The 19756-nt window shown below is 72.2% G+C and carries 19 protein-coding genes and 2 pseudogenes; 7 read left to right on the top strand and 14 right to left on the bottom strand.

Annotated elements, in window-relative coordinates; all coding sequences use genetic code 11:
• The first annotated feature begins 108 nt into the window (after window positions 1-108).
• Together MQE23_RS31275 and MQE23_RS31280 are read left to right on the top strand one after the other, a co-directional pair.
• A complete protein-coding gene (locus MQE23_RS31275) occupies window positions 109-1560 on the top strand; it encodes an aldehyde dehydrogenase (protein WP_020275925.1) in 1452 nt (483 codons plus the stop codon).
• Between the two features lie 2 nt (window positions 1561-1562).
• A complete protein-coding gene (locus MQE23_RS31280) occupies window positions 1563-1796 on the top strand; it encodes a ferredoxin (protein WP_243380875.1) in 234 nt (77 codons plus the stop codon).
• 75 nt (window positions 1797-1871) lie between these two features.
• On the opposite strand, the gene MQE23_RS31285 is transcribed toward MQE23_RS31280, so the two are convergent.
• Together MQE23_RS31285 and MQE23_RS31290 are read right to left on the bottom strand one after the other, a co-directional pair.
• Window positions 1872-2192, bottom strand: a complete 321-nt coding sequence (locus MQE23_RS31285) for a GYD domain-containing protein (RefSeq protein ID WP_243380876.1) — start codon at window positions 2190-2192, stop codon at window positions 1872-1874.
• A 372-nt stretch (window positions 2193-2564) separates the two neighbouring features.
• Window positions 2565-3227 (bottom strand): TetR family transcriptional regulator, encoded by a 663-nt coding sequence (locus MQE23_RS31290; RefSeq protein ID WP_020275923.1) that lies wholly within the window; start codon window positions 3225-3227, stop codon window positions 2565-2567.
• Window positions 3228-3438: 211 nt separating this feature from the next.
• On the opposite strand from MQE23_RS31290, the gene MQE23_RS31295 reads away from it, so the two are divergent.
• From MQE23_RS31295 to MQE23_RS31305, 3 genes are read left to right on the top strand one after another with little or no spacing between them, the layout of a single operon-like run.
• On the top strand, window positions 3439-5115 hold the full coding sequence (locus MQE23_RS31295) for a glycosyltransferase family 4 protein (RefSeq protein WP_020275922.1): 1677 nt from the start codon (window positions 3439-3441) through the stop codon (window positions 5113-5115).
• Window positions 5109-5858, top strand: a complete 750-nt coding sequence (locus tag MQE23_RS31300) for a class I SAM-dependent methyltransferase (protein WP_020275921.1) — start codon at window positions 5109-5111, stop codon at window positions 5856-5858. Before MQE23_RS31295 ends, MQE23_RS31300 begins: the two co-directional genes overlap by 7 nt.
• Window positions 5855-6925: a hypothetical protein gene (locus MQE23_RS31305; RefSeq protein WP_020275920.1), complete on the top strand. Its 1071-nt coding sequence runs from the start codon at window positions 5855-5857 to the stop codon at window positions 6923-6925. Before MQE23_RS31300 ends, MQE23_RS31305 begins: the two co-directional genes overlap by 4 nt.
• A gap of 77 nt (window positions 6926-7002) precedes the next feature.
• Here the strand turns inward: MQE23_RS31305 and MQE23_RS31310 are convergent, their stop codons facing one another.
• The 7 genes from MQE23_RS31310 to MQE23_RS31340 form a co-directional block, all read right to left on the bottom strand.
• Window positions 7003-7296 carry a hypothetical protein gene (locus tag MQE23_RS31310; protein WP_010048443.1) on the bottom strand — a complete coding sequence of 98 codons (294 nt, stop codon included), beginning with the start codon at window positions 7294-7296 and terminating at the stop codon, window positions 7003-7005.
• 53 nt (window positions 7297-7349) lie between these two features.
• On the bottom strand, window positions 7350-8360 hold the full coding sequence (locus MQE23_RS31315; protein ID WP_020275919.1) for an LLM class F420-dependent oxidoreductase: 1011 nt from the start codon (window positions 8358-8360) through the stop codon (window positions 7350-7352).
• Between the two features lie 95 nt (window positions 8361-8455).
• Window positions 8456-9295 carry a hypothetical protein gene (locus MQE23_RS31320; protein WP_243380877.1) on the bottom strand — a complete coding sequence of 280 codons (840 nt, stop codon included), beginning with the start codon at window positions 9293-9295 and terminating at the stop codon, window positions 8456-8458.
• A gap of 159 nt (window positions 9296-9454) precedes the next feature.
• Entirely contained in the window at window positions 9455-10420 is a 966-nt protein-coding gene (locus tag MQE23_RS31325; RefSeq protein ID WP_243380878.1) for an N-acetylmuramoyl-L-alanine amidase, read from the bottom strand.
• Window positions 10421-10483: 63 nt separating this feature from the next.
• Window positions 10484-10771, bottom strand: coding sequence for a hypothetical protein (locus tag MQE23_RS31330; protein WP_020269411.1), 288 nt, complete (start codon window positions 10769-10771; stop codon window positions 10484-10486).
• 107 nt (window positions 10772-10878) lie between these two features.
• Window positions 10879-11529 carry a class I SAM-dependent methyltransferase gene (locus MQE23_RS31335; RefSeq protein WP_243380879.1) on the bottom strand — a complete coding sequence of 217 codons (651 nt, stop codon included), beginning with the start codon at window positions 11527-11529 and terminating at the stop codon, window positions 10879-10881.
• A 90-nt stretch (window positions 11530-11619) separates the two neighbouring features.
• The gene (locus tag MQE23_RS31340; RefSeq protein ID WP_037672302.1) at window positions 11620-13359 is read right to left on the bottom strand and encodes an MFS transporter; all 1740 of its coding nucleotides are present in this window, start codon (window positions 13357-13359) and stop codon (window positions 11620-11622) included.
• Between the two features lie 193 nt (window positions 13360-13552).
• On the opposite strand from MQE23_RS31340, the gene MQE23_RS31345 reads away from it, so the two are divergent.
• Window positions 13553-14980, top strand: a complete 1428-nt coding sequence (locus tag MQE23_RS31345) for an MFS transporter (RefSeq protein WP_243380880.1) — start codon at window positions 13553-13555, stop codon at window positions 14978-14980.
• A 32-nt stretch (window positions 14981-15012) separates the two neighbouring features.
• On the opposite strand, the gene MQE23_RS31350 is transcribed toward MQE23_RS31345, so the two are convergent.
• From MQE23_RS31350 to MQE23_RS31370, 5 genes and pseudogenes are all read right to left on the bottom strand, one after another.
• Window positions 15013-15630, bottom strand: a complete 618-nt coding sequence (locus MQE23_RS31350) for a response regulator transcription factor (protein ID WP_279345166.1) — start codon at window positions 15628-15630, stop codon at window positions 15013-15015.
• Window positions 15627-16883, bottom strand: a complete 1257-nt coding sequence (locus tag MQE23_RS31355) for a polysaccharide pyruvyl transferase family protein (protein ID WP_243380881.1) — start codon at window positions 16881-16883, stop codon at window positions 15627-15629. Before MQE23_RS31355 ends, MQE23_RS31350 begins: the two co-directional genes overlap by 4 nt.
• 14 nt (window positions 16884-16897) lie before the next feature.
• Complete coding sequence (locus tag MQE23_RS31360; RefSeq protein ID WP_020275911.1) at window positions 16898-18310, bottom strand: histidine kinase; 1413 nt, start codon at window positions 18308-18310, stop codon at window positions 16898-16900.
• Between the two features lie 14 nt (window positions 18311-18324).
• Window positions 18325-18477: pseudogene (locus MQE23_RS31365) on the bottom strand (ABC transporter permease); the annotation flags it as partial.
• Between the two features lie 3 nt (window positions 18478-18480).
• Window positions 18481-18624, bottom strand: a pseudogene (locus tag MQE23_RS31370) (ABC transporter ATP-binding protein); the annotation flags it as partial.
• A gap of 271 nt (window positions 18625-18895) precedes the next feature.
• On the opposite strand from MQE23_RS31370, the gene MQE23_RS31375 reads away from it, so the two are divergent.
• The gene (locus MQE23_RS31375; protein ID WP_020275909.1) at window positions 18896-19753 is read left to right on the top strand and encodes a MaoC/PaaZ C-terminal domain-containing protein; all 858 of its coding nucleotides are present in this window, start codon (window positions 18896-18898) and stop codon (window positions 19751-19753) included.
• Window positions 19754-19756: the final 3 nt, after the last annotated feature.

Raw genomic sequence — 19756 nt, forward strand, 5'->3', positions numbered from 1 at the left:
CGCGGTCCTGGCTGCTCTTCATCTGCCCTCCGATCCACGGCCATTGCCCACTATAACGAGAACTGGTATCAGTTTCTGAAACACCGTCAGATGTGAAGGCAGTCGGCCATGACCGAGCTCGTGGAACACGGACAGCTGTTCGTCGGCGGGGAGTTGACCGACCCCCTGGGAGCGGACGTCATCGAGGTGATCTCACCGCACACGGAAGAGGTCATCGGACGCGTCCCGCACGCCTCGACGGCGGATGTGGACCGGGCCGTGGGGGTGGCCCGGCGGGCCTTCGACGAGGGCCCCTGGCCGCGCATGAGCCTCGACGAGCGGATCGAGGTCGTGAGCAGGATCAAGGACGGGATCGCCGCCCGGCACGACGAGATCGCCCGCGTGATCTCCGGCCAGAACGGCTCGCCGTACTCCTGGAGCGTCCTCGCCCAGGCCCTCGGCGCCGTCATGGTCTGGGACTCGGCGATCACCGTCGCCCGGAACTTCACCTACGAGGAGCGGCGCGACGGCGTGCTGGGCAGGATCCTCGTCCGGCGCGAGCCCGTCGGGGTCGTCGCGGCCGTCGTCCCCTGGAACGTCCCGCAGTTCGTCGCCGCCGCCAAGCTCGCCCCGGCCCTGCTCACCGGCTGCACGGCCGTGCTCAAGCCCTCGCCGGAGTCGCCGCTGGACGCCTACCTGCTCGGCGAGATCGCGAAGGAGGCCGGGCTGCCGGAAGGCGTGCTGTCGATCCTGCCCGCCGACCGGGAGGTGAGCGAGTACCTGGTCGGGCACCCCGGCGTCGACAAGGTGTCCTTCACCGGCTCCGTCGCGGCCGGCAAACGCGTGATGGAGGTCGCCGCCCGCAACCTCACGCGCGTGACGCTCGAACTGGGCGGCAAGTCGGCGGCCGTCGTCCTGCCCGACGCGGACGTCGAGACGGCCGTGGCGGGCATCGCCCCCGCGGCCTGGATGAACAACGGCCAGGCCTGCGTCGCCCAGACCCGCATCCTCCTCCCGCGCTCCCGCTACGACGAGTTCGCCGACGCCCTCGCCGCCGCGGCGGGCGCCCTGACGGTCGGCGACCCGCTGGACCCCGCCACCCAGGTGGGCCCGCTGGTGGCCCGGCGGCAGCAGCGGCGCAACCTCGACTACATCCGCATCGGACAGGAGGAGGGCGCGAAGATCCTGACCGGTGGCGGACGCCCGGCCGGCCTCGACCGCGGCTGGTACGTCGAGCCGACCCTCTTCGGCGACGTCGACAACTCCATGCGCATCGCCCGCGAGGAGATCTTCGGCCCGGTGATCTGCCTGCTGCCCTACGACGACGAGTCCGACGCCGTGAAGATCGCCAACGACTCCGACTACGGACTGAGCGGCAGCGTGTGGACGGCGGACGTCGAGCACGGCATCGAGATCGCCCGGCAGGTCCGTACGGGCACGTACTCGGTCAACACCTTCAGCCTGGACATGCTGGGCCCCTTCGGCGGCTACAAGAACTCCGGCCTGGGGAGGGAGTTCGGGCCCGAGGGGTACGGCGAGTACCTGGAGCACAAGATGATCCACCTCCCGGCGGACGCGTAGCGATGGGCGACCGCTGGCACGTGGAGGTCGACCGCTCCCTGTGCATCGGCTCCGCCCAGTGCCTCCACCACGCGCCGGACGGCTTCCGCCTGGACTCCGCCCGGCAGTCCCATCCGGCCGCCCCGGACACGGACGCGAACGAGCGGGTGCTGGCGGCGGCGGAGAGCTGTCCGGTGGAGGCGATCACGATCACGCTGGGGGACAGCGGGGAGCCGGTGTTCCCGCCGGAGGAGTGAGGAAGCAGGGGCGGCGCCGCAGCCGCCGCCCCGGGGTCCGTCAGCCGCCGGCGGGGGCGGCCGGTTCGGGGTCCGTCAGGCGCCGGGGGCCCGGTAGTCCACCTGCTGCCGGACGGCCTCGTCGACCTCCTCGGGCGACAGCAGGACGACCGTGCTCGTGCGGACCCCGCCCGCCGCCGAGACGACCATGCCCATGGCCGCGGCGGAGGTGTTGCCCGGCAGCTCCGCCGTGACGTAGACGTCGTCGTCGCCGAAGGCCCAGTACATCGTCTCGACCCGGCCCCCGAGGCCCTCGACCATGCGCCCGACGACGTCACGCCGCCTGCTCCCGCCCTCCTTGAGCAGACCCTTCAGTCCGTCCGGAGTCAGCTTCACCTTGAAGAGGTACTTCGGCATGAGGGTGCCCTTTCACTTCCGCCCGAAAAGTCGCTTTGACTCCCTCATGTTCCTTCCGCCTCGGTGATTCGTCGCGGCGACGGGGCCTCAAGGGGGGCATATGGGTCACTCAGGAGATTTAGGTAAAAAATTCCACACAGGGGCTTTTCTTCGCGGCCAGAAGTTCTAGCCTGGAATCAGGCCTACGGGACGAGTGAGGGAGTCCGACCGGAGTTGGCCGACTCTGGCAGGAAGCTTCGGCTTCCGCCGGTGCCGACTGCGACGGTAGGGCTGAGAGGCCGGAAGGCCGAAGGGCCGAGAGGTCCGGCGGCTGGAAGGCGACCCCCATAACCTGATCCGGACCATGCCGGCGAAGGGAACCCGTCTCGTAGGTCATTCGTGTGCGTCGGGCGCCGTCAGGTCGATCAGCCGGCACACCGTCTCGATGTCGATCTTGACCTGGGCGATGGAGGCGCGGCCCGACAGCCAGGTGATGAGGGCCGAGTGCCACGTGTGCTCGATGACCCGGACCGCCGACAACTGCTCCGGAGTGGGGTGCTCCAGCCCCATCGCGTCCAGGATGATCGCCGTGGTCTGCCGCGAGACCTGATCGACCTCCGGACTCACACTGCGGTCGGCGAAGGTGAGGGCCCGGACCATCGCGTCGGCCAGGTGCGGTTCGCGCTGGAGGGCGCGGAAGGCCCGCATCAGCGTCTCCGCGACCCGCTCGGCCGCCCTCTCGCCCTGCGGGGGCTTCTTGCGCAGCGTGCCGTGCATGTGCTCCAGCTGGTCCTGCATCGTGGCGACCAGCAGATGGATCTTGGAGGGGAAGTAGCGGTACAGCGTGCCGAGCGCCACCTGTGAGGACTCCGCGACCTCGCGCATCTGCACGGCGTCGAAGCCGCCCCGGCTGGCCAGTTGCGCGCTCGCGTGCAGGATGCGGCGACGGCGGGCCTCCTGCCGCTCCGTCAGGGGCGGGGAGCCGGGGGCTGTGGCTCTGGCATCCACCTTGGCCGGCTTGTTCACCTTGGCGCTCACCTTGGCTTCCGCGGGCATGGGTCGGGCCCGTTCCGTGACCGTCCGTGAGGACGAGTGATCAGACAGCATGGCACGGCGTCGGCCGTGGCGTGAATCACCTGATCCACTGCTCACAGCGCCCCTACCTGCCGGTAGATTCAGAGCCTCCGAACGATCAAGTCTGAAACTTGTTCTAGATTAGCGTCCCGGCGTAATCTCGCGGGACAGAGCAGTCAGAAGGGGGCCCAGAGTGACCGCTGAGGCCAGGGAGGCCGGGGCCCCGGAGGATCCCGCCGCCGACGGCTTGCGACCGCTCCACATCGCGCTCCTCACCTATAAAGGGAACCCGTTCTGCGGCGGCCAGGGCGTCTATGTCCGGCATCTCTCGCGCGAACTGGCCCGCCTCGGCCACCGGGTCGAGGTCATCGGCGCACAGCCGTATCCCGTGCTCGACGAGGGATACGACGGGCTGAGCCTCACCGAGCTGCCCAGCCTCGACCTCTACCGCCAGCCGGATCCTTTCCGCACCCCGAAGCGCGACGAGTACCGCGACTGGATCGACGCGCTCGAAGTCGCGACCATGTGGACCGGCGGCTTCCCCGAACCGCTGACGTTCTCCCTGCGCGCCCGCCGCCATCTGCGTGCCCGCCGCGGCGAGTTCGACGTCGTCCACGACAACCAGACGCTCGGGTACGGGTTGCTGGGAGACGTGGGCGCCCCCCTGGTGACCACGATCCACCACCCCATCACCGTCGACCGGCAGTTGGAGCTGGACGCGGCGGAGGGCTGGAAGCGGCGCCTCTCGGTGCGCCGCTGGTACGGCTTCACGCGCATGCAGAAGCGCGTCGCGCGGCGGCTGCCGTCCGTCCTCACCGTCTCCGGCACGTCCCAGCAGGAGATCGTCGACCACCTCGGCGTCCGCCAGGACCGCATCCACGTGGTCCACATCGGCGCCGACACCGACCTGTTCTCGCCGGACCCCTCGGTGCCGGTCGTGCCCGGGCGTATCGTGACGACGTCCAGCGCGGACGTGCCGCTGAAGGGCCTGGTCCATCTCGTCGAGGCACTCGCCAAGGCGCGCACCGAGCACCCCGGCGCCCACCTCGTCGTCGTCGGCAAGCGCCCGGCCGAGGGACCCGTCGCCCAGGCGATGGAACGCTACGGCCTCGACGGCGCCGTCGAGTTCGTCAAGGGCATCTCCGACGAGGAACTCGTCGACCTGGTGCGTTCGGCCCAGGTCGCGTGCGTGCCGTCGCTCTACGAGGGCTTCTCACTGCCGGCCGCCGAGGCCATGGCGACCGGGACGCCCCTGCTCGCCACGACCGGCGGAGCGATCCCCGAGGTCGCCGGCCGGGACGGGGAGACCTGCCTGGCGGTGCCGCCGGGCGACTCGGAAGCACTGGCGGCGGGGCTGGTCCGGCTGCTGGGCGACCCGGAGTTGCGCGCGCGGCTCGGAGCGGCCGGGCGGGAGCGGGTGCTGCGGCACTTCACCTGGGCCAGGGCGGCGGAGGGCACGGTGGCGCGCTACCGCGAGGCGATCGCCCGCGCCGGAGGTGACACCGAGGGCCGCCCCGTGCCCCGGGCCTCCGGCGGTGCGGAGGCGGGCGACGACCGCTTGACGTCCTTGGCTTCCGGGGTTTTCGCATCTCCCGCTTCCGCCGGCTCCGCGACGGGGACTGGGGACTCCGCGCATCCGGCTTCGGCGGGCTCCGCGGCCGGGGTCTCTGGCGGTTCCGCGGTGGACGGCGACCGCTCGGCGTCGCGGGCTTCCGGTGGCTCCCCGAGGGGTGTTGACGGCTCCGCGCCCCTGGACTCCGGTGGCTCCACCAGCCTGGCTTCCGGCGGTTCCGCCGCTCCCGCCGGTGCTGTTCCCGCGGCCACCACAGATGTAGAAGGCGTCAACTCCGAAAGCAGGGCCACGTGCTGACCGTCGACTTCTCCCGGTTCCCGCTCGCCCCGGGCGACCGAGTCCTGGACCTCGGCTGCGGTGCCGGCCGGCACGCGTTCGAGTGCTACCGGCGCGGCGCGCAGGTCGTGGCGCTGGACCAGAACGCCGAGGAGATCCGCGAGGTCGCGAAGTGGTTCGCGGCGATGAAGGAGGCCGGCGAGGCCCCCGAGGGCGCCACCGCCACGGCCATGGAGGGCGACGCCCTCGCACTGCCCTTCCCCGACGAGTCCTTCGACGTCGTCATCATCTCCGAGGTGATGGAGCACATCCCGGACGACAAGGGCGTCCTCGCCGAGATGGTGCGCGTGCTCAAGCCCGGCGGGCGCATCGCCGTCACCGTCCCGCGCTACGGCCCCGAGAAGGTCTGCTGGACCCTGTCCGACGCCTACCACGAGGTCGAGGGCGGCCACATCCGCATCTACAAGGCGGACGAGCTGCTGGAGAAGATCCGCGAGGCCGGCCTGGAGCCGTACGGCACCCACCACGCCCACGCGCTGCACTCCCCGTACTGGTGGCTGAAGTGCGCGTTCGGCGTCGACAACGACAAGGCGCTGCCCGTGCGGGCGTACCACAAGCTGCTGGTCTGGGACATCATGAAGAAACCGCTGGCCACCCGGGTCGCGGAGCAGGCGCTGAACCCGCTGATCGGCAAGAGCTTCGTGGCGTACGCGACGAAGCCGCACCTGCCGCGTCTGTCCGGCACCGGGGCGGACGCCCAGTGACGACTCCCCGGACGGAACACCTGGTCCTGCCCGGGGTCCTCACCGCAGGACAGGCCGCCGCGACCGTCGCCGGGATCCTCGCCGTACAGCGCGAGGACGGCGCGATCCCCTGGTTCCGGGGCCACCACCTCGACCCGTGGGACCACGTCGAGGCCGCGATGGCCCTCGACGCGGCCGGTGAACACGAGGCCGCCGAACGGGCCTACCTGTGGCTGGCCCGGCACCAGAACGAGGACGGCTCCTGGTACGCGGCCTACGCGGACGGGGACTTCGCCGAGGTCACCGACCGGGGCCGGGAGACCAACTTCGTCGCCTACATAGCCGTGGGCGTCTGGCACCACTACCTCTCCACCGGCGACGACACGTTCCTGGAGCGCATGTGGCCGGCGGTGTACGCGGCGGTGGAGTTCGTGCTGCGCCTGCAGCAGCCGGGCGGGCAGATCGGCTGGCGGCGCGACGACGACGGCACGGACACGGCCGACGCCCTGCTGACCGGCAGCTCCTCCATCCACCACGCGCTGCGGTGCGCGCTGGCGATCGCCGAACAGAGGGAAGAGGCGCAGCCGGACTGGGAGTTGGCGGCGGGTGCGCTGCGGCACGCGATACGCCGGCATCCGGAGCGGTTCCTCGACAAGAACCGTTACTCGATGGACTGGTACTACCCCGTGCTCGGCGGCGCCCTGACCGGCGCGGAGGCCAAGGCCCGCATCGAGGAGGACTGGGACCGGTTCGTCGTACCGGGGCTGGGCGTGCGGTGCGTGGTTCCCAACCCGTGGGTGACGGGAGGCGAGTCCGCGGAACTCGCCCTGGCGCTCTGGGCGATGGGGGAGTCCGACCGGGCGTTGGAGGTGCTGCAGTCGATCCAGCACCTGCGTGATCCGGAGAGCGGGCTGTACTGGACCGGGTACGTCTTCGAGGACGACGCGATCTGGCCGCGGGAGCTGACCACGTGGACGGCCGGGTCGCTGTTGCTGGCCGTGGCCGCGTTGGGGGGCCATGAGGCCACGTGCCGGGTCTTCGGGGGTGAGGGTCTGCCTGTGGGGCTGGACTCGGAGTGTTGCGTCTGAGAGCTCGGGGGGTTGTGGCCTGATTGCGGGCGCGGGTTGTGTGTGGCTGGTCGCGCAGTTCCCCGCGCCCCCAAAGGTCAGTGCCGGTGAACCCTGTTGGCGATGGCGTGGCCCACGAACAGGTAGACCACCGCTGCCAGGCCATAGCCGGCGACCACTCGGGCCCAGGCCTCGTCGAACGTGAAGAGGTCGTGGGACCAGCCCGCGAGCCAGCGGGCCGCGTCGTGGATGAACTGGACGAAGTCGTTGGCGCGGTTGGCGTCCAGCAGGTACATCAGAATCCACAGGCCCAGGATGAGGGCCATGATGTCGGCGACGACGGCGATGACCGTGCCGGCCTGATTCGCACCGTTGCGATATCGAGGGGACATGCCCTCCGGGTTGCCCTTGAAGTCTGGATGAAACCCGTACGTGCGGAATTCGCTCAGGCGTTCAACTCTGCGAGGACGCGCAGTGTCTCCCGGTCCGGCGCCAGCGCCAGCAGGTCCGTCACCGGGCCCTTGCGCCACAACTCCAGCCGTTCGGCGATACGTTGGCGCGGCCCGACCAGGGAGATCTCGTCGGCGAAGGCGTCCGGCACGGCGAGGACGGCCTCCTCCCGGCGGCCGGACAGGAACAACTCCTGGATCCGGCGGGCCTGCTCCTCGTACCCCATGCGGGCCATGAGGTCGGCGTGGAAGTTGCGGGCCGCGTGTCCCATGCCGCCGATGTAGAAGCCGAGCATGGCCTTGACGGGCAACAGGCCCTCGGCGACGTCGTCGCAGATCCGGACCTGGGCCAGCGGGGCGACGAGGAAGCCTTCGGGAAGGTCGCGCAGCGCGGGGCCGTACACCTCCGGCCGCGTCGGCGACCAGTACAGCGGCAGCCAGCCGTCGGCGATCCGGGTCGTCTGGGCGACGTTCTTCGGTCCCTCCGCGCCGAGCAGGACCGGCAGGTCCGGGCGGAGCGGGTGGGTGATCGGCTTGAGGGGTTTGCCCAGGCCGGTGGCGTCCGGGCCGCGGTAGGGGTGGGAGTGGAAACGGCCGGCCAGCTCGACCGGCGCCTCGCGCCGCAGCACCTGCCGTACGACGTCGACGTACTCGCGGGTGGCGGTCAGCGGCGACTTCGGGAACGGGCGGCCGTACCAGCCCTCGACGACCTGCGGGCCGGACAGGCCGAGGCCCAGCATCATGCGCCCGCCGGAGAGGTGGTCGAGGCTGAGCGCCTGCATGGCGGTGGTGGTCGGCGGGCGGGCCGCCATCTGGGCAACCGCCGTGCCCACCTTGATGGTGGAGGTGTGGGCGGCGATCCAGGCGAGCGGCGTGAACGCGTCCGAGCCCCACGACTCCGCCGTCCACACCGAGTCGTAGCCCAGCCGCTCGGCCTCCTGCGCGAGCGGCACATGGCCGGGGGAGGGGCCGCGGCCCCAGTAACCGAGCGCGAGACCGAGCCGCACACCTGCCTCCTGACGGGGCGTCAGTCGATGTGGGCGATGACTGTACGGCAACGGCCCCCCACCCGGAAGGGCGAGGGGCCGTACGTCGTTCAGGGTCAGCCGCGCTGGATGCCCGACGTGTCCTGCAGGACACCGCGGCGGCCGTCCTGCGTCTGGGCGACCAGGGCCGCGCCGCGCTGCTCGACGGCCAGGTACCACGTACCCGGGGCGAGTTCGGCGATCGGCGTCGGCGAACCGTCCTCGGCGAACAGCGGCCGCGGCACCGGCACCGCGAACCAGAACGGCGAGAAGTCCCCGGCCGGCGGCTGCGGCGCCTGGGCCTGCTGGGGCTGGCCGGCGTAGGGCTGACCCGGCTGCCCGGGCCCGGGCTGTCCCGGCTGCGGGTGGCCGTAGCCGCCCGGCTGCTGGGCGCCCGGGTAGCCGTAACCGCCGGGGGGCTGGGCGCCGTAGGGCTGCGGAGCGGCCGGGCGCGGGGCGGGGATGAGGGCGCCCTTGAGGGCCGGGACCAGGGGCGTGGCGAGGGCGGCGGCGGCCAGGAGCAGCGTGGCGACGAGGGCGAGGGTCAGGCCGAGGCCGGCGCTGGGACCGTCGGAGGTGCTGCCCTCGAAGTTGTCGGCTCCGCCGGCCGGGTCGAAGATGTTGCCCAGCGCGCTCCACGCGGCGAACACCGTGAGGGCGACGCCGAACTGGGCCAGGTCGAGACCCGCGATCTTCGGGACCTGCGGCAGACTGCGGGTGACGATGACGAGCGCGGCGCCGATGATCCCCGCGAGAACGACACTGAGCACGACCGGCCCGCTTGCCCACAGACTGGGGAGGTCGGCGCTGTCGGGGACACCATCGAGCGAGTAGAGGTCGAGAAACGACGCGATGAACAGCAACACCGCTGCTCCGATCACCACGCCGTCGCCTCGAGTGAGGGAGCGGATATTCACTTCAGGTCCTTCGTAGGTCGTCTCATCGTCGGTAGAGGCGTCGCTGCCACCATGTCGCCGTCAGGCCCCGGTGTGAAGCGCGGGGGTGACCCCTCATCGTACGAACGGACCCTATCGTCCGCCCGACCAGGGTGTCCGCCCGGAACAGCCCGCCGAGAGCTACCCGCGCAGGAAACTCACGATTCCCTCAGAGATCCCTTGCGCCGCCTTCTGTCGCCACGCGCCGCTGGTCAGCAGCGCCGCGTCCTTGCTGTCGCGCATGTTGCCGCACTCGATGAACACCTTGGGAACCGTTGACAGATTGAGACCGCCCAGGTCCTTACGCGTGACGAGACCGGTGCCGTCGCCGATGTAGTTGGACGGCGCGCTGCCGGTGACGGCGACGAAGCGGCCCGCGACGCGCTCGCCCAGATCCCGGGAGGGTCCGACGATCGCGCGGGTGTCGGCGGCGCCCGCGTGGACCGCGCCGGGCAGGATGACGTGGAAGCCGCGGTTGCCGGCGCCCGAGCCGTCCGCGTGGACCGAGACCACGGCGTCGGCCTTCGCCTCGTTGCCGATCCGGGCCCGCTCGTCCACGCACGGGCCGTACGGCCGGTCGCCGTCCTGCGTCAGCTTCACGGTGGCGCCCTGCTCTTCGAGGAGCGTGCGCATCCGGTGCGCCACGTCCAGGGTGAACTTCGCCTCGGTGTAACCGTCGTTGGTGGACGTGCCCGTGGTGTCGCACTCCTTCCAGTTCGTCCCGATGTTCACCTTGCGGTTGATCTCGGAGGCGTGCTGGAAGTTCTCCGGGTTGTGCCCGGGGTCGATGACGACGACCTTCCCCTTGAGCGGGCCGGAGGCCGGGGCGGGTGCGGAGGTCGACGACGCCGTCGGTTTCCGCGACGGCGAGGCGCTCGGCTTCTTGGCGTCGTCGGTCGGTGCGCCCGACGCGGAGGACACGGGAGGCGGGGAGGACCGCACGGTCGCCCGGCCCGAGCCGCCGCCGTCGCCCGAGCCGCCCACCGTCTCGTACACGAGCCAGCCGAGCAGCGCCCCGGGCACCAGCGCGGCGAGCGCGACGGTCAGGGGGCCGCGGCGGGGGCGGCGGGGCTGGGGAGGTTCGAAGTCCGGGCCTACGTACGACACGTGTGCCACCCTAGCGGCCCTCGCCGGGCGGCAACGGGTGGAGGACGGCCCAACGGGTGGCGGCTACTCCTCGTTCCCGTCGGGCTCCCCGTGCCGTACCGCCTCCTTCACCCGTGCCTCGATCTCCTGGCGCGGGGTGCCCTCCTGCTTCGCGTACGCGGTCACCGCCGCCTGGACGTCGCGGGCGAGGTCGCGCCAGGCGCGCCAGGCGGTCTCCCAGGTGGTGGTCTGCTGGGCGCTCCACGTGGTCTGGGTGGGCGGGCCGTACGCGTCCTGCAGTTGCCGCACGCGGGCGTACGCCTCGTCCGCCGCGCGCTGCTTCTCCACGAGCTCTGCGAAGGTGTGTGCCACGCGCCCGGATCCTTGGGCAGCGGCGGCCGCCCACCCACGCGCCACGCCGCCCGTGGGCCGACCGGGAGGGGGTGCGGAGGGCGCAGTTCACCCGCCCAGCCGTTCTGCTAGATACCCGGGCCGGTGCGCCGCAGGACCCGCAGCGAGTCCGTCGCCGAGACCTCGGTGAACGCGCCGGAGGCCAGGGCCCGGAGGTAGACGCGGTACGGGGCCTGGCCGGTGAACTCGTCCTCCGGTTCGGGGAAGACGTCGTGGATGACGAGCAGGCCGCCCTCGGCCACGTGCGGGGCCCAGCCCTCGTAGTCGGCGGTGGCGTGCTCGTCGGTGTGGCCGCCGTCGACGAAGACGAAAGCGAGTGGGGTCTGCCAGATCGCCGCGATCTGCGGGGAGCGGCCGACCAGGGCGACCACGTGGTCCTCCAGGCCTGCCTTGTGCAGTGTGCGGCGGAACGTGGGCAGCGTGTCCATCAGGCCGAGCTCGGGGTCGACCGTCTCCGGGTCGTGGTACTCCCAGCCCGGCTGCTGCTCCTCGCTGCCGCGGTGGTGGTCGACGGTCAGCGCGGCGACCCCGGCCTCCCGGGCCGCGTCGGCGAGCAGGATCGTGGACCGGCCGCAGTACGTGCCGACCTCCAGGAGCGGCAGCCCGAGCCGCCCGGCCTCCACGGCCGCCGCGTACAGCGCCAGGCCCTCACCGACGGGCATGAACCCCTTCGCCGCCTCGAACGCGGCCAGGATCTCGGGTTTCGGGGCCGCGGGCATGGGGTTCCTTCCGGTCGTACGACGGTCCGGGCGCCCATGGTGCCGTACCCCCTGCCGGGGGGTGACAGGGGGTACGGGTGGGCGGCGGGGTCAGACGGAGACCGTCTCGCCCGGCAGCGACAGGTCCAGGTCGACCGGCCGCTCGTCGCCGGTGTGGGTCGCGGACGAGGCGAGCGGGGCGTGGCCCGTGGCGCGGGCGGCCACGACGTAGGAACCGCCGGCCGGGACGGCGAGGGCGTAGGCGCCGTCCTCGGCGGAGAGCGTCGCGCCCGCCTGGCGGCCCCGGCGGTCGATCAGCGTGACCTTGGCACGGGCGACCGGTGTGCCGTCCGCCGCCAGGACGCGGCCGCGGAAGCCGCGCAGGACCTGCTCGGCACGCTCCAGGTTGGCGTCCTCCTCGCTGCTGGCGCGCAGCTGCGGCTTGTCCGACGGGCGGCGGCCCGGCAGGAAGAGAGCCAGCAGCAGGCCCACGGCGACCGCGCCGGTCGCGATCAGGAAGGAGAGCCGGAAACCGTGCATGGTCGGGATCTCGACGCCGCCGACGTTGTCCGCGGTGTTCGCCAGCACCATGCCGATCACGGCGCTCGACACCGACGTGCCGATGGAACGCATCAGGGTGTTGAGGCCGTTCGCGGCGCCCGTCTCCGAGGCCGGGACCGCGCCCACGATCAGCGCGGGCAGCGAGGAGTAGGCCAGGCCGATGCCCGCGCCCAGCAGGACCGAGATGACCAGGCTCTGCCAGGGGGCGCTCATCAGGCCGAGGCCGGCGCCGTAGCCGATGGCGATGATCAGCAGGCCGAGGATCAGGGTGACCTTGGGGCCGTACTTCGCGGACAGCCGGGCGTAGACGGGCGCGGTGAACATCATCGTCAGGCCGAGCGGCGCGACGAGCAGACCCGCGACGACCATCGACTGGCCGAGGCCGTACCCGGTGGACTTCGGCAGCTGGAGCAGCTGGGGCAGGACCAGGGAGACGACGTAGAAGGAGACGCCGACCATGATCGAGGCGAGGTTGGTGAACAGGACGGCCGGACGGGCCGTGGTGCGCAGGTCGACCAGCGGGGCCTTGACGCGCAGTTCCATCACGCCCCACAGCAGCAGGACGACCGCGGCGGCGCCGAACAGGCCGAGCGTGGTGCCGGAGGTCCAGCCCCAGTCGCTGCCCTTGGTGATCGGCAGCAGGAAGAGCACGAGCCCGGTGGACAGACCGAGGGCGCCGGGCAGGTCGAAGGAGCCCTCGGCGCGCATCGGCGACTCGGGCACGACGAGCAGGGTGAGGGCGATGGCGAGGACACCGAGGCCGGCGGCGCCGTAGAACAGGGCGTGCCAGTCGCTGTGCTGGGCGACCAGGGCGGCGGCGGGCAGGGCGAGGCCGCCGCCGACGCCTATGGAGGAGCTCATCAGGGCCATGGCCGAGCCGAGCTTCTCCCGGGGCAGCATGTCGCGCATCAGGCCGATGCCGAGCGGGATGGCGCCCATCGCGAAGCCCTGGAGCGTACGGCCGGCGATCATGAGCAGCAGATCGCTGGTGAACGCGCTGACCAGGGCGCCGACGACCATGACCGACAGGCTCGTGATCAGCATGCGCCGCTTGCCGTAGAGGTCGCCGAGGCGGCCCATGATCGGGGTGGCCACCGCGCCCGAGAGGAGGGTCGAGGTCAGGACCCAGGTGGCGTCGCTGGGGGCGGTGTCCAGCAGTTGCGGCAGGTCCTTGATGACCGGGACGAGCAGGGTCTGCATCACCGCGACAACGATGCCCGCGAAGGCGAGTACGGGGACCACGGCCCCGCTCGCTCTGCCGGCGGGACGGACTGTCGTCGTCTGCGTCATTTGAGGGTGGCCTCCAGGCCGGGGGTTCGGGTGTTACGTGATTACGTGGGGCGTGAACCTCGTATGCGTAGGCAACTATTCCGTTGCTTCGGCACTCTAACGAAATCTTGACCTTCTCTTGGGGAAGGAGGCCCGGGGGTGCCGTGGCCCTAGGTCGAAATCCCGATGCAAGGAGCATGGAGTGGTTGAGAGCATGACACCCATGCTCGAAGCCGCCGAAATGACCCGTGCGCCACGCCGTGCCGCGCCGCCCACCTGGCTGGTGATCGCGCTCACCTGTGCCGGGCAGTTCCTCGTCGTGCTGGACGTGTCCGTCGTCAACGTGGCGTTGCCGTCCATGCGGACCGGGCTCGGACTGAGCGAGCAGGGCCTGCAGTGGGTGGTGAACGCCTACGCCATCGCCTTCGCCGGGTTCATGCTGCTCGGCGGGCGGGCCGGGGACCTCTACGGTCGCAAGCGGATGTTCCTCGTCGGGCTCGGCCTGTTCACCCTGGCCTCGCTGGCGGGCGGACTGGCGCAGGAGGAGTGGCAGCTGCTGGTGGCGCGGGCCGTGCAGGGGCTGGGGGCGGCGGTGCTGGCGCCCTCGACGCTGACGATCCTCACGGCCTCGGTGCCGGAGGGCGCCGCCCGGGCCCGGGCCATCGGGACCTGGACGGCGGTCGGTGCCGGTGGTGGCGCGGCGGGCGGCCTGGTCGGCGGGCTGCTGGTGGAGACGCTGTCGTGGCGGTGGGTGCTGCTGATCAACGTGCCGGTGGGCGCGGTCGTGCTGTGCGGGGCCGCCTGGTTCCTCACCGAGGGCAGGGCCGGGGACGGGCGGCGGCTCGACCTGCCGGGCGCGCTGCTCGTGACGGGCGGGCTCGGCACGCTGGCCTACGGCATCTCCCAGACCGAGGCGGCGGGCTGGACGGCGGCGGCCACACTGCTGCCGCTGCTCGCCGGGCTCGCGCTGATCGCCCTGTTCCTCGCGGTCGAGGCCCGCACGGCGAGCCCCCTGATGCCGCTCGGGCTGCTGCGCCTGCGGTCGGTGTCGTCGGCGAACGTGGCGATGTTCCTGTGCGGCTCCGCGATGTTCTGCATGTGGTTCTTCATGACCCTGTACGCGCAGAACGTCCTGGGCTACACCCCGCTGGAGGCCGGACTCGCCCTGGTCCCGAGCTCCCTGGCCGTCATCCTCGGCTCCAAGCTCGCCCCGCGGCTCATGCGGAGGCTGGGCCCGCGGAACGTGGCGGCGCTGGGCACGCTGGTCGCCGTGGCCGGCTTCGCCTGGCAGTCGACGATGACCCCCGAGGGCGCCTACGCGACGACGATCCTGATCCCCGGAGTCCTGATGATGCTCGGCGCGGGCCTGGCGGCGACCCCGCTGGCCTCCGTGGCCACGTCCGGCGCGGCACCCGAGGAGGCCGGACTGGTGTCCGGCCTCGTCAACACCTCCCGCACGATGGGCGGTTCGCTGGGCCTGGCGATCCTGTCGACACTGGCGGCGACCCGCTCGGCGGGAAGCGCGACACCGACGGCGCTGACGGAGGGGTACGCGCTGGCGTTCCGCGTGGGGACCGGGGTGCTGGCGGCCGGCGTGGCCCTGATGTGGGTCTGGCTGCCGCGGACGGCGGGTGAGCGGTAGGACTGCCGACTGCGGCTGAGTAGGCCGTGGTCTCACAGCCAGCCCTGGCGGCGGGCCTCGCGTAGGGCCTCTGTGCGGTTGCGGGTGCCTGTCTTGCCGATGGCGGACGAGAGGTAGTTGCGGACCGTGGACTCCGAGAGGTGGAGGCGGGTGGCGATGTCGGCGACCGTCGCGCCGTCCGCGGAGGCCTTGAGGGCGTCGCTCTCGCGCGTGGTGAGGGGGTTGGGGCCGGCGCTGAGTGCGGCCGTGGCGAGGGCCGGGTCGACGACGGTCTCGCCGGCCAGGACACGGCGGATCGCGGCGGCGAGTTCCTCCACGGGGCCGTCCTTCACGAGGAAGCCGGTGGCTCCGGCCTCCATGGCGCGGCGCAGATAGCCGGGCCGGCCGAAGGTGGTGAGGATCAGCACGCGGCAGTCGGGCACCCGGGCACGCAGGTCGGCGGCAGCGTCCAGGCCGCTCTTCCCCGGGAGTTCGATGTCGAGGAGCGCGACGTCGGGGCGGTGGGCGAGCGCCGCGTCCAGGATCGTGTCACCGGCCCCCACCTGGGCGACGACCTCGATGTCGTCCTCCATCCCGAGCAGCAGCGCGAGCGCACCCCGCAGCATGCCCTGGTCCTCTGCGAGCAGCACGCGGATGGGTCTGTCGGTCACGGGGCAAGGGTAGGGCTCCCGGGGCTCCCGGGGCGCTGGGGTGTGTCCAGCAACGAGGCCAGCGTCTCGGTGAACGCCGTCGCCGAGTAGTCGGCGTGAGCACGGATGCGCGCCGCCACGGCCTCGGCCCCGCCGCCCTCCACGAGGCGTACGAGCCGGTCGATACGGCGTTCGTGGCCTTCCCGGGTGTCGGGGAGGGTGGACACGTAGAAGTCCGTCGCGTCGTAAGCCATGTGGAAGACGTGCTTCTTCACATCGCTCAGCGTCAGGTAGTCGTCGTGGGTCTTGGGGGCCGGCTCGGGCGCGCCGACGCACACCGCGGGGGTGCCGGCGCCCCAGGCGTTGACGCACAGGTGGTAGGTGTCCGTGATGACCAGACGGTAGCGGGGGAGGACCTCCACCAGGTCGCCGATGGTGTGCCGGCCAGGGCGCTGCGCGATGTGACCGACCGGAGCGGGGACGTCCCGGTCGAACCAGGGCAGCCATTCGAGCGGCGCGCCCAGGCGCTCGGACAGGTCCTGGCAGAAGGCGGGCAGCCACTCGGGGATCTGCGTGCGCGCACCGAGGAACACGCCGATCGCACCGCCGTCCGGGACCGCCCGGGACCACTCCGTCGTCGGGAGGTGGCCGAGGTCGCCCGGGCGGGACAGCAGCGCCGCGTCCGAACCGAAGTGGTCGGTCGTACGGTCCCCGCGCAGGTGCGCGATCTTCGCCGCCGAGAGCGGGTCGCGCACCCAGACGCGGCGGCTCCGCGTCACCAGGCGTGAGAACAGGGGGCCGTACTCCTTGTCCTCGAAGTCCTCGTAGTCGGACTGCGAGTTGTGCAGGATCGTCCCGCCGTAGCTGAGGGTCCGCGCGAGGAGCTCGTCCGGCTGGTCCGCGAAGAGCAGGGTGCGGTTCAGCAGGGTGCGGGCCGCGGCACGGTCCTCGGCGAAACCGAAGTCGAGCAGGCGGTTCGTCGCGTCCTGCTCCAGGTAGTGCCGGGTGTGGAGGAAGTCGCCCCAGAAGACCACCGCGTCGTGGTCGCGGAGCGAGTCGAGGTGCTCGGCCAGGGGGTGGAAGCGGAACGGGAGGTCTGTGCCTCGTGCGCACTCGCGCAGCGGCACGGTCTCCGGCGTGTGCAGGGTGTACCAGGTGGCGTCGATCTCGGGTGTCATACGCCGCCGCAGCGACTCGAACGCCAAGTCGACGGTCAGCATGCCGGTGTTGCGGTACCCGATGTTCGGCGCGGTGATGACGGCGACGCGTGCCATGTGCTCCATTTCCCCTAGCCGTTGCCGGCGCCGTCGACGTGTACGTGTGCATCCACGTGTACGTGTGGCGCGCGCGGACCATCGGCCAACGTACACGCCGGCGCAGGTCGTACGGCGTCCCGCCCCCCGTCGAGCGGGAGTTCCGCCGCCACGGCGAAGCCGCCCCTGGCCCGCGGCCCCGCCGTCAGCGAGCCGCCCGCCGCCGCGAGACGCTCGGTCAGGCCTGTCAGCCCCGTGCCGGCCCGGGCGCCCGAGCCACCGGATCCACCGTCCGAGCCACCGGCCCCGCCCCTACCGCCGGCGACCGCCCCTTCCCCGCCGTCGGAGACCACCCCGACCCCGTCGTCCACCACCGACAGACGCACCCGCTCCGCCGCACCCGACAGCGTGATCTCACACTGCCGCGCCGCGCTGTGCCGTACGACGTTCGTGACCGCCTCGCGTACCACCCACCCCAGCAGCGCCTCGGTCTGCGGCCCGAGCGGGGGGCCGGTGCGGATCACGGCGAGCTTGATGCCGGCGGCCGTCAGGGCCGAGTGCGCGCGGTCCAGTTCCGTGTCGAGGCTGCCCCGGCGGTAGCCGGTCACGGCCTCCCTGATCTCGGTGAGCGCCTGGCGGCCCACGGACTCGATGTCCGTGATCTGGTCCAGCGCGGCGTCCAGGTCGCGAGCGGCGAGGCGGCGGGCCGCCTCCGACTTCACGACGATCACCGACATCGTGTGCCCGAGCAGGTCGTGCAGGTCACGGGAGAAGCGGAGGCGCTCCTTCTCGACCGCCCGGCGGGCCAGTTCCTCGCGGGCCGCGCGCAGTTCGCGCACCGCCTCGGAGAGCCGCATGATCGCCGCCGTCACCATCGTCGAGATCCACGTGGCGTACGCGATGTCGAGGCCGCCCCAGCCGTCGTGCAAGCAGGACACCGCACCCGCCAGCACCGCCACCGCCGTACCGGCCGGCCGCAGGTGCGACAGACGCAGGGCCGCGCCCGTCGCGAGGCCGAGCAGGGGGAAGAACAGCAGCCAGTTGCCGCCGTAGCCGGCGGCGAGCGCGCAGGTCACGGCCGCCAGCAGGGCGAGGGCCACCCGCGTGGAGCGGGCCTCGCGCGTCTGTCTGCGGAACGCGCGGAACGCCACGTAGATGTAGAGCGAGTTGAAGGTGAGCAGCCCCAGCGCGCCGATCCACGGGTTCGGCGTCTGGTCCTGGAAGAGGTTGGAGAGGGCGCCCATCCCCAGCAGCAGCCACGGCAGCAGGGTGAACCCGCTGGGCGGCGGACCGGGGTGCTCGGGAAGCTCGCCCGCCCTCCGGGCGGCTCGCCACTCGGCCCTGAGCCGCGTCCTGTTCGCCGTGTAGTGGCGCTGGTGCTCCCGGGCCTGCCGGACGGCCGCCCGGGTCGCCTCGAAGCGGCACCTGACCTTCTGTGTCCAGGACATGTCCCCGTCCCCGATCAGACGTTCGCCGCGCCGCGGCGGTACGACAGCACAGCGTACGAGCCGAAGGCCGGCAGCCGGACGGCCGGCACGAGGACCGTGCCCGGCCCCGGCGCGGGGCCCGCCGCGACCGATCCGCCGAGCTCGGCGAGGCGGTTGGCCGGCGTGTACGTGCCCGCGCCGTTCCTGCCGGGCAGGGCGACCGTCTCGCCCGGTGCGGTGCCGGGATCGATCCCGTCCACGGCGCGCACCTCGCCGTAGGTCTTGCCCGCGCCGGTGAAGGACACGGCCTGCTGGGCCCGCGTGGTGGTGGTCATGGCAGCGACGCTACGGATCCGCCGGGGCCGGGCGGCAGATGCGGTTGTACGGAGTTCGGCAGGACAAATGTCACGGGGCCGCGTGTCGCGCGGCGGCGATCTGACACGGTGTCAGGAGGCTTCACAAGTGTGGGGGCCTGGGCTATACAGGGGGCGCAGGACTGGAACGCGTTCCAGTTCGGCCGCAGACGGCCTCGGCGCGGCCGACGGTGCGGACGGCCGTGCCGAGGTCTTTCCCGCGGCGGTCCTTCCCACGGCGATCAGGAGCCCCATGCCCATCGACGCAGCCAAGGCGCTCGCCGCCGAACCCCGGACCGGCGAGCTCTCCTGGGACCACAAGGACGTGCAGCTCTACCACCTCGGCATCGGCGCCGGTGTCCCCGCCACCGACCCCGACGAGCTGCGCTACACCCTGGAGTCCCGGCTGCACGTCCTGCCGAGCTTCGCCACCGTCGCCGGCGCCGGATCCCCCGGCGTGATCAGCGGCCTGTCGATGCCCGGCGTCGACGTCGATCTCGCCCGCGTCCTGCACGGCGGGCAGAGCCTGCGGCTCCACCGCCCCATCCCGGCCCGGGGCCGCGCGACCGCCACCGGCCGGATCGCCGCCGTGTACGACAAGGGCAAGGCGGCCGTCCTCGTCATGCGCACCGAAGTGGCCGACGACGAGGGCCCGTTGTGGACCAACGACGCGCAGATCTACGTCCGGGGAGAGGGCGGCTGGGGCGGCGACCGGGGCCCGTCCACCCGGCTCGATCCGCCCGCCGGCGAGCCGGACCGGGTCGTCGAACGGCACGTCCGCGAGGACCAGGCCCTGCTCTACCGCCTCTCCGGCGACTGGAACCCGCTGCACGCCGACCCCGAGTTCGCCAAGCGTGCCGGCTTCGACCGGCCCATCCTGCACGGGCTGTGCACCTACGGCATGACGCTCAAGGCGGTCGTGGACACGCTGCTCGACGGCGACGTGACCCGGGTGCGCTCGTACGCCACCCGGTTCGCCGGCGTCGTCCACCCGGGCGAGACGCTGCGCATCCGCATGTGGCGCCCGGACGGCGAGGTCCGGGTTGCCGTCAGCGCCGTCGAGAGGGACGACGCGCCCGTCCTCGCCGACACCGTCGTCGAACACACCTGAAGT

This window comes from Streptomyces sp. HP-A2021 (assembly GCF_022807935.1).
Classification (GTDB): domain Bacteria; phylum Actinomycetota; class Actinomycetes; order Streptomycetales; family Streptomycetaceae; genus Streptomyces; species Streptomyces afghaniensis.

What these genes read in the sequence shown, in the direction of transcription:
- MQE23_RS31275 (WP_020275925.1), top strand. Translation starts at nt 109, where the DNA reads ATGACCGAGCTCGTGGAACACGGACAGCTGTTCGTCGGCGGGGAGTTG.
- MQE23_RS31280 (WP_243380875.1), top strand. Translation starts at nt 1,563, where the DNA reads ATGGGCGACCGCTGGCACGTGGAGGTCGACCGCTCCCTGTGCATCGGC.
- MQE23_RS31285 (WP_243380876.1), bottom strand. Translation starts at nt 2,192, where the DNA reads ATGCCGAAGTACCTCTTCAAGGTGAAGCTGACTCCGGACGGACTGAAG.
- MQE23_RS31290 (WP_020275923.1), bottom strand. Translation starts at nt 3,227, where the DNA reads ATGCCCGCGGAAGCCAAGGTGAGCGCCAAGGTGAACAAGCCGGCCAAG.
- MQE23_RS31310 (WP_010048443.1), bottom strand. Translation starts at nt 7,296, where the DNA reads ATGTCCCCTCGATATCGCAACGGTGCGAATCAGGCCGGCACGGTCATC.
- MQE23_RS31335 (WP_243380879.1), bottom strand. Translation starts at nt 11,529, where the DNA reads ATGCCCGCGGCCCCGAAACCCGAGATCCTGGCCGCGTTCGAGGCGGCG.
- MQE23_RS31340 (WP_037672302.1), bottom strand. Translation starts at nt 13,359, where the DNA reads ATGACGCAGACGACGACAGTCCGTCCCGCCGGCAGAGCGAGCGGGGCC.
- MQE23_RS31345 (WP_243380880.1), top strand. Translation starts at nt 13,553, where the DNA reads ATGACACCCATGCTCGAAGCCGCCGAAATGACCCGTGCGCCACGCCGT.
- MQE23_RS31355 (WP_243380881.1), bottom strand. Translation starts at nt 16,883, where the DNA reads ATGGCACGCGTCGCCGTCATCACCGCGCCGAACATCGGGTACCGCAAC.
- MQE23_RS31360 (WP_020275911.1), bottom strand. Translation starts at nt 18,310, where the DNA reads ATGTCCTGGACACAGAAGGTCAGGTGCCGCTTCGAGGCGACCCGGGCG.
- MQE23_RS31375 (WP_020275909.1), top strand. Translation starts at nt 18,896, where the DNA reads ATGCCCATCGACGCAGCCAAGGCGCTCGCCGCCGAACCCCGGACCGGC.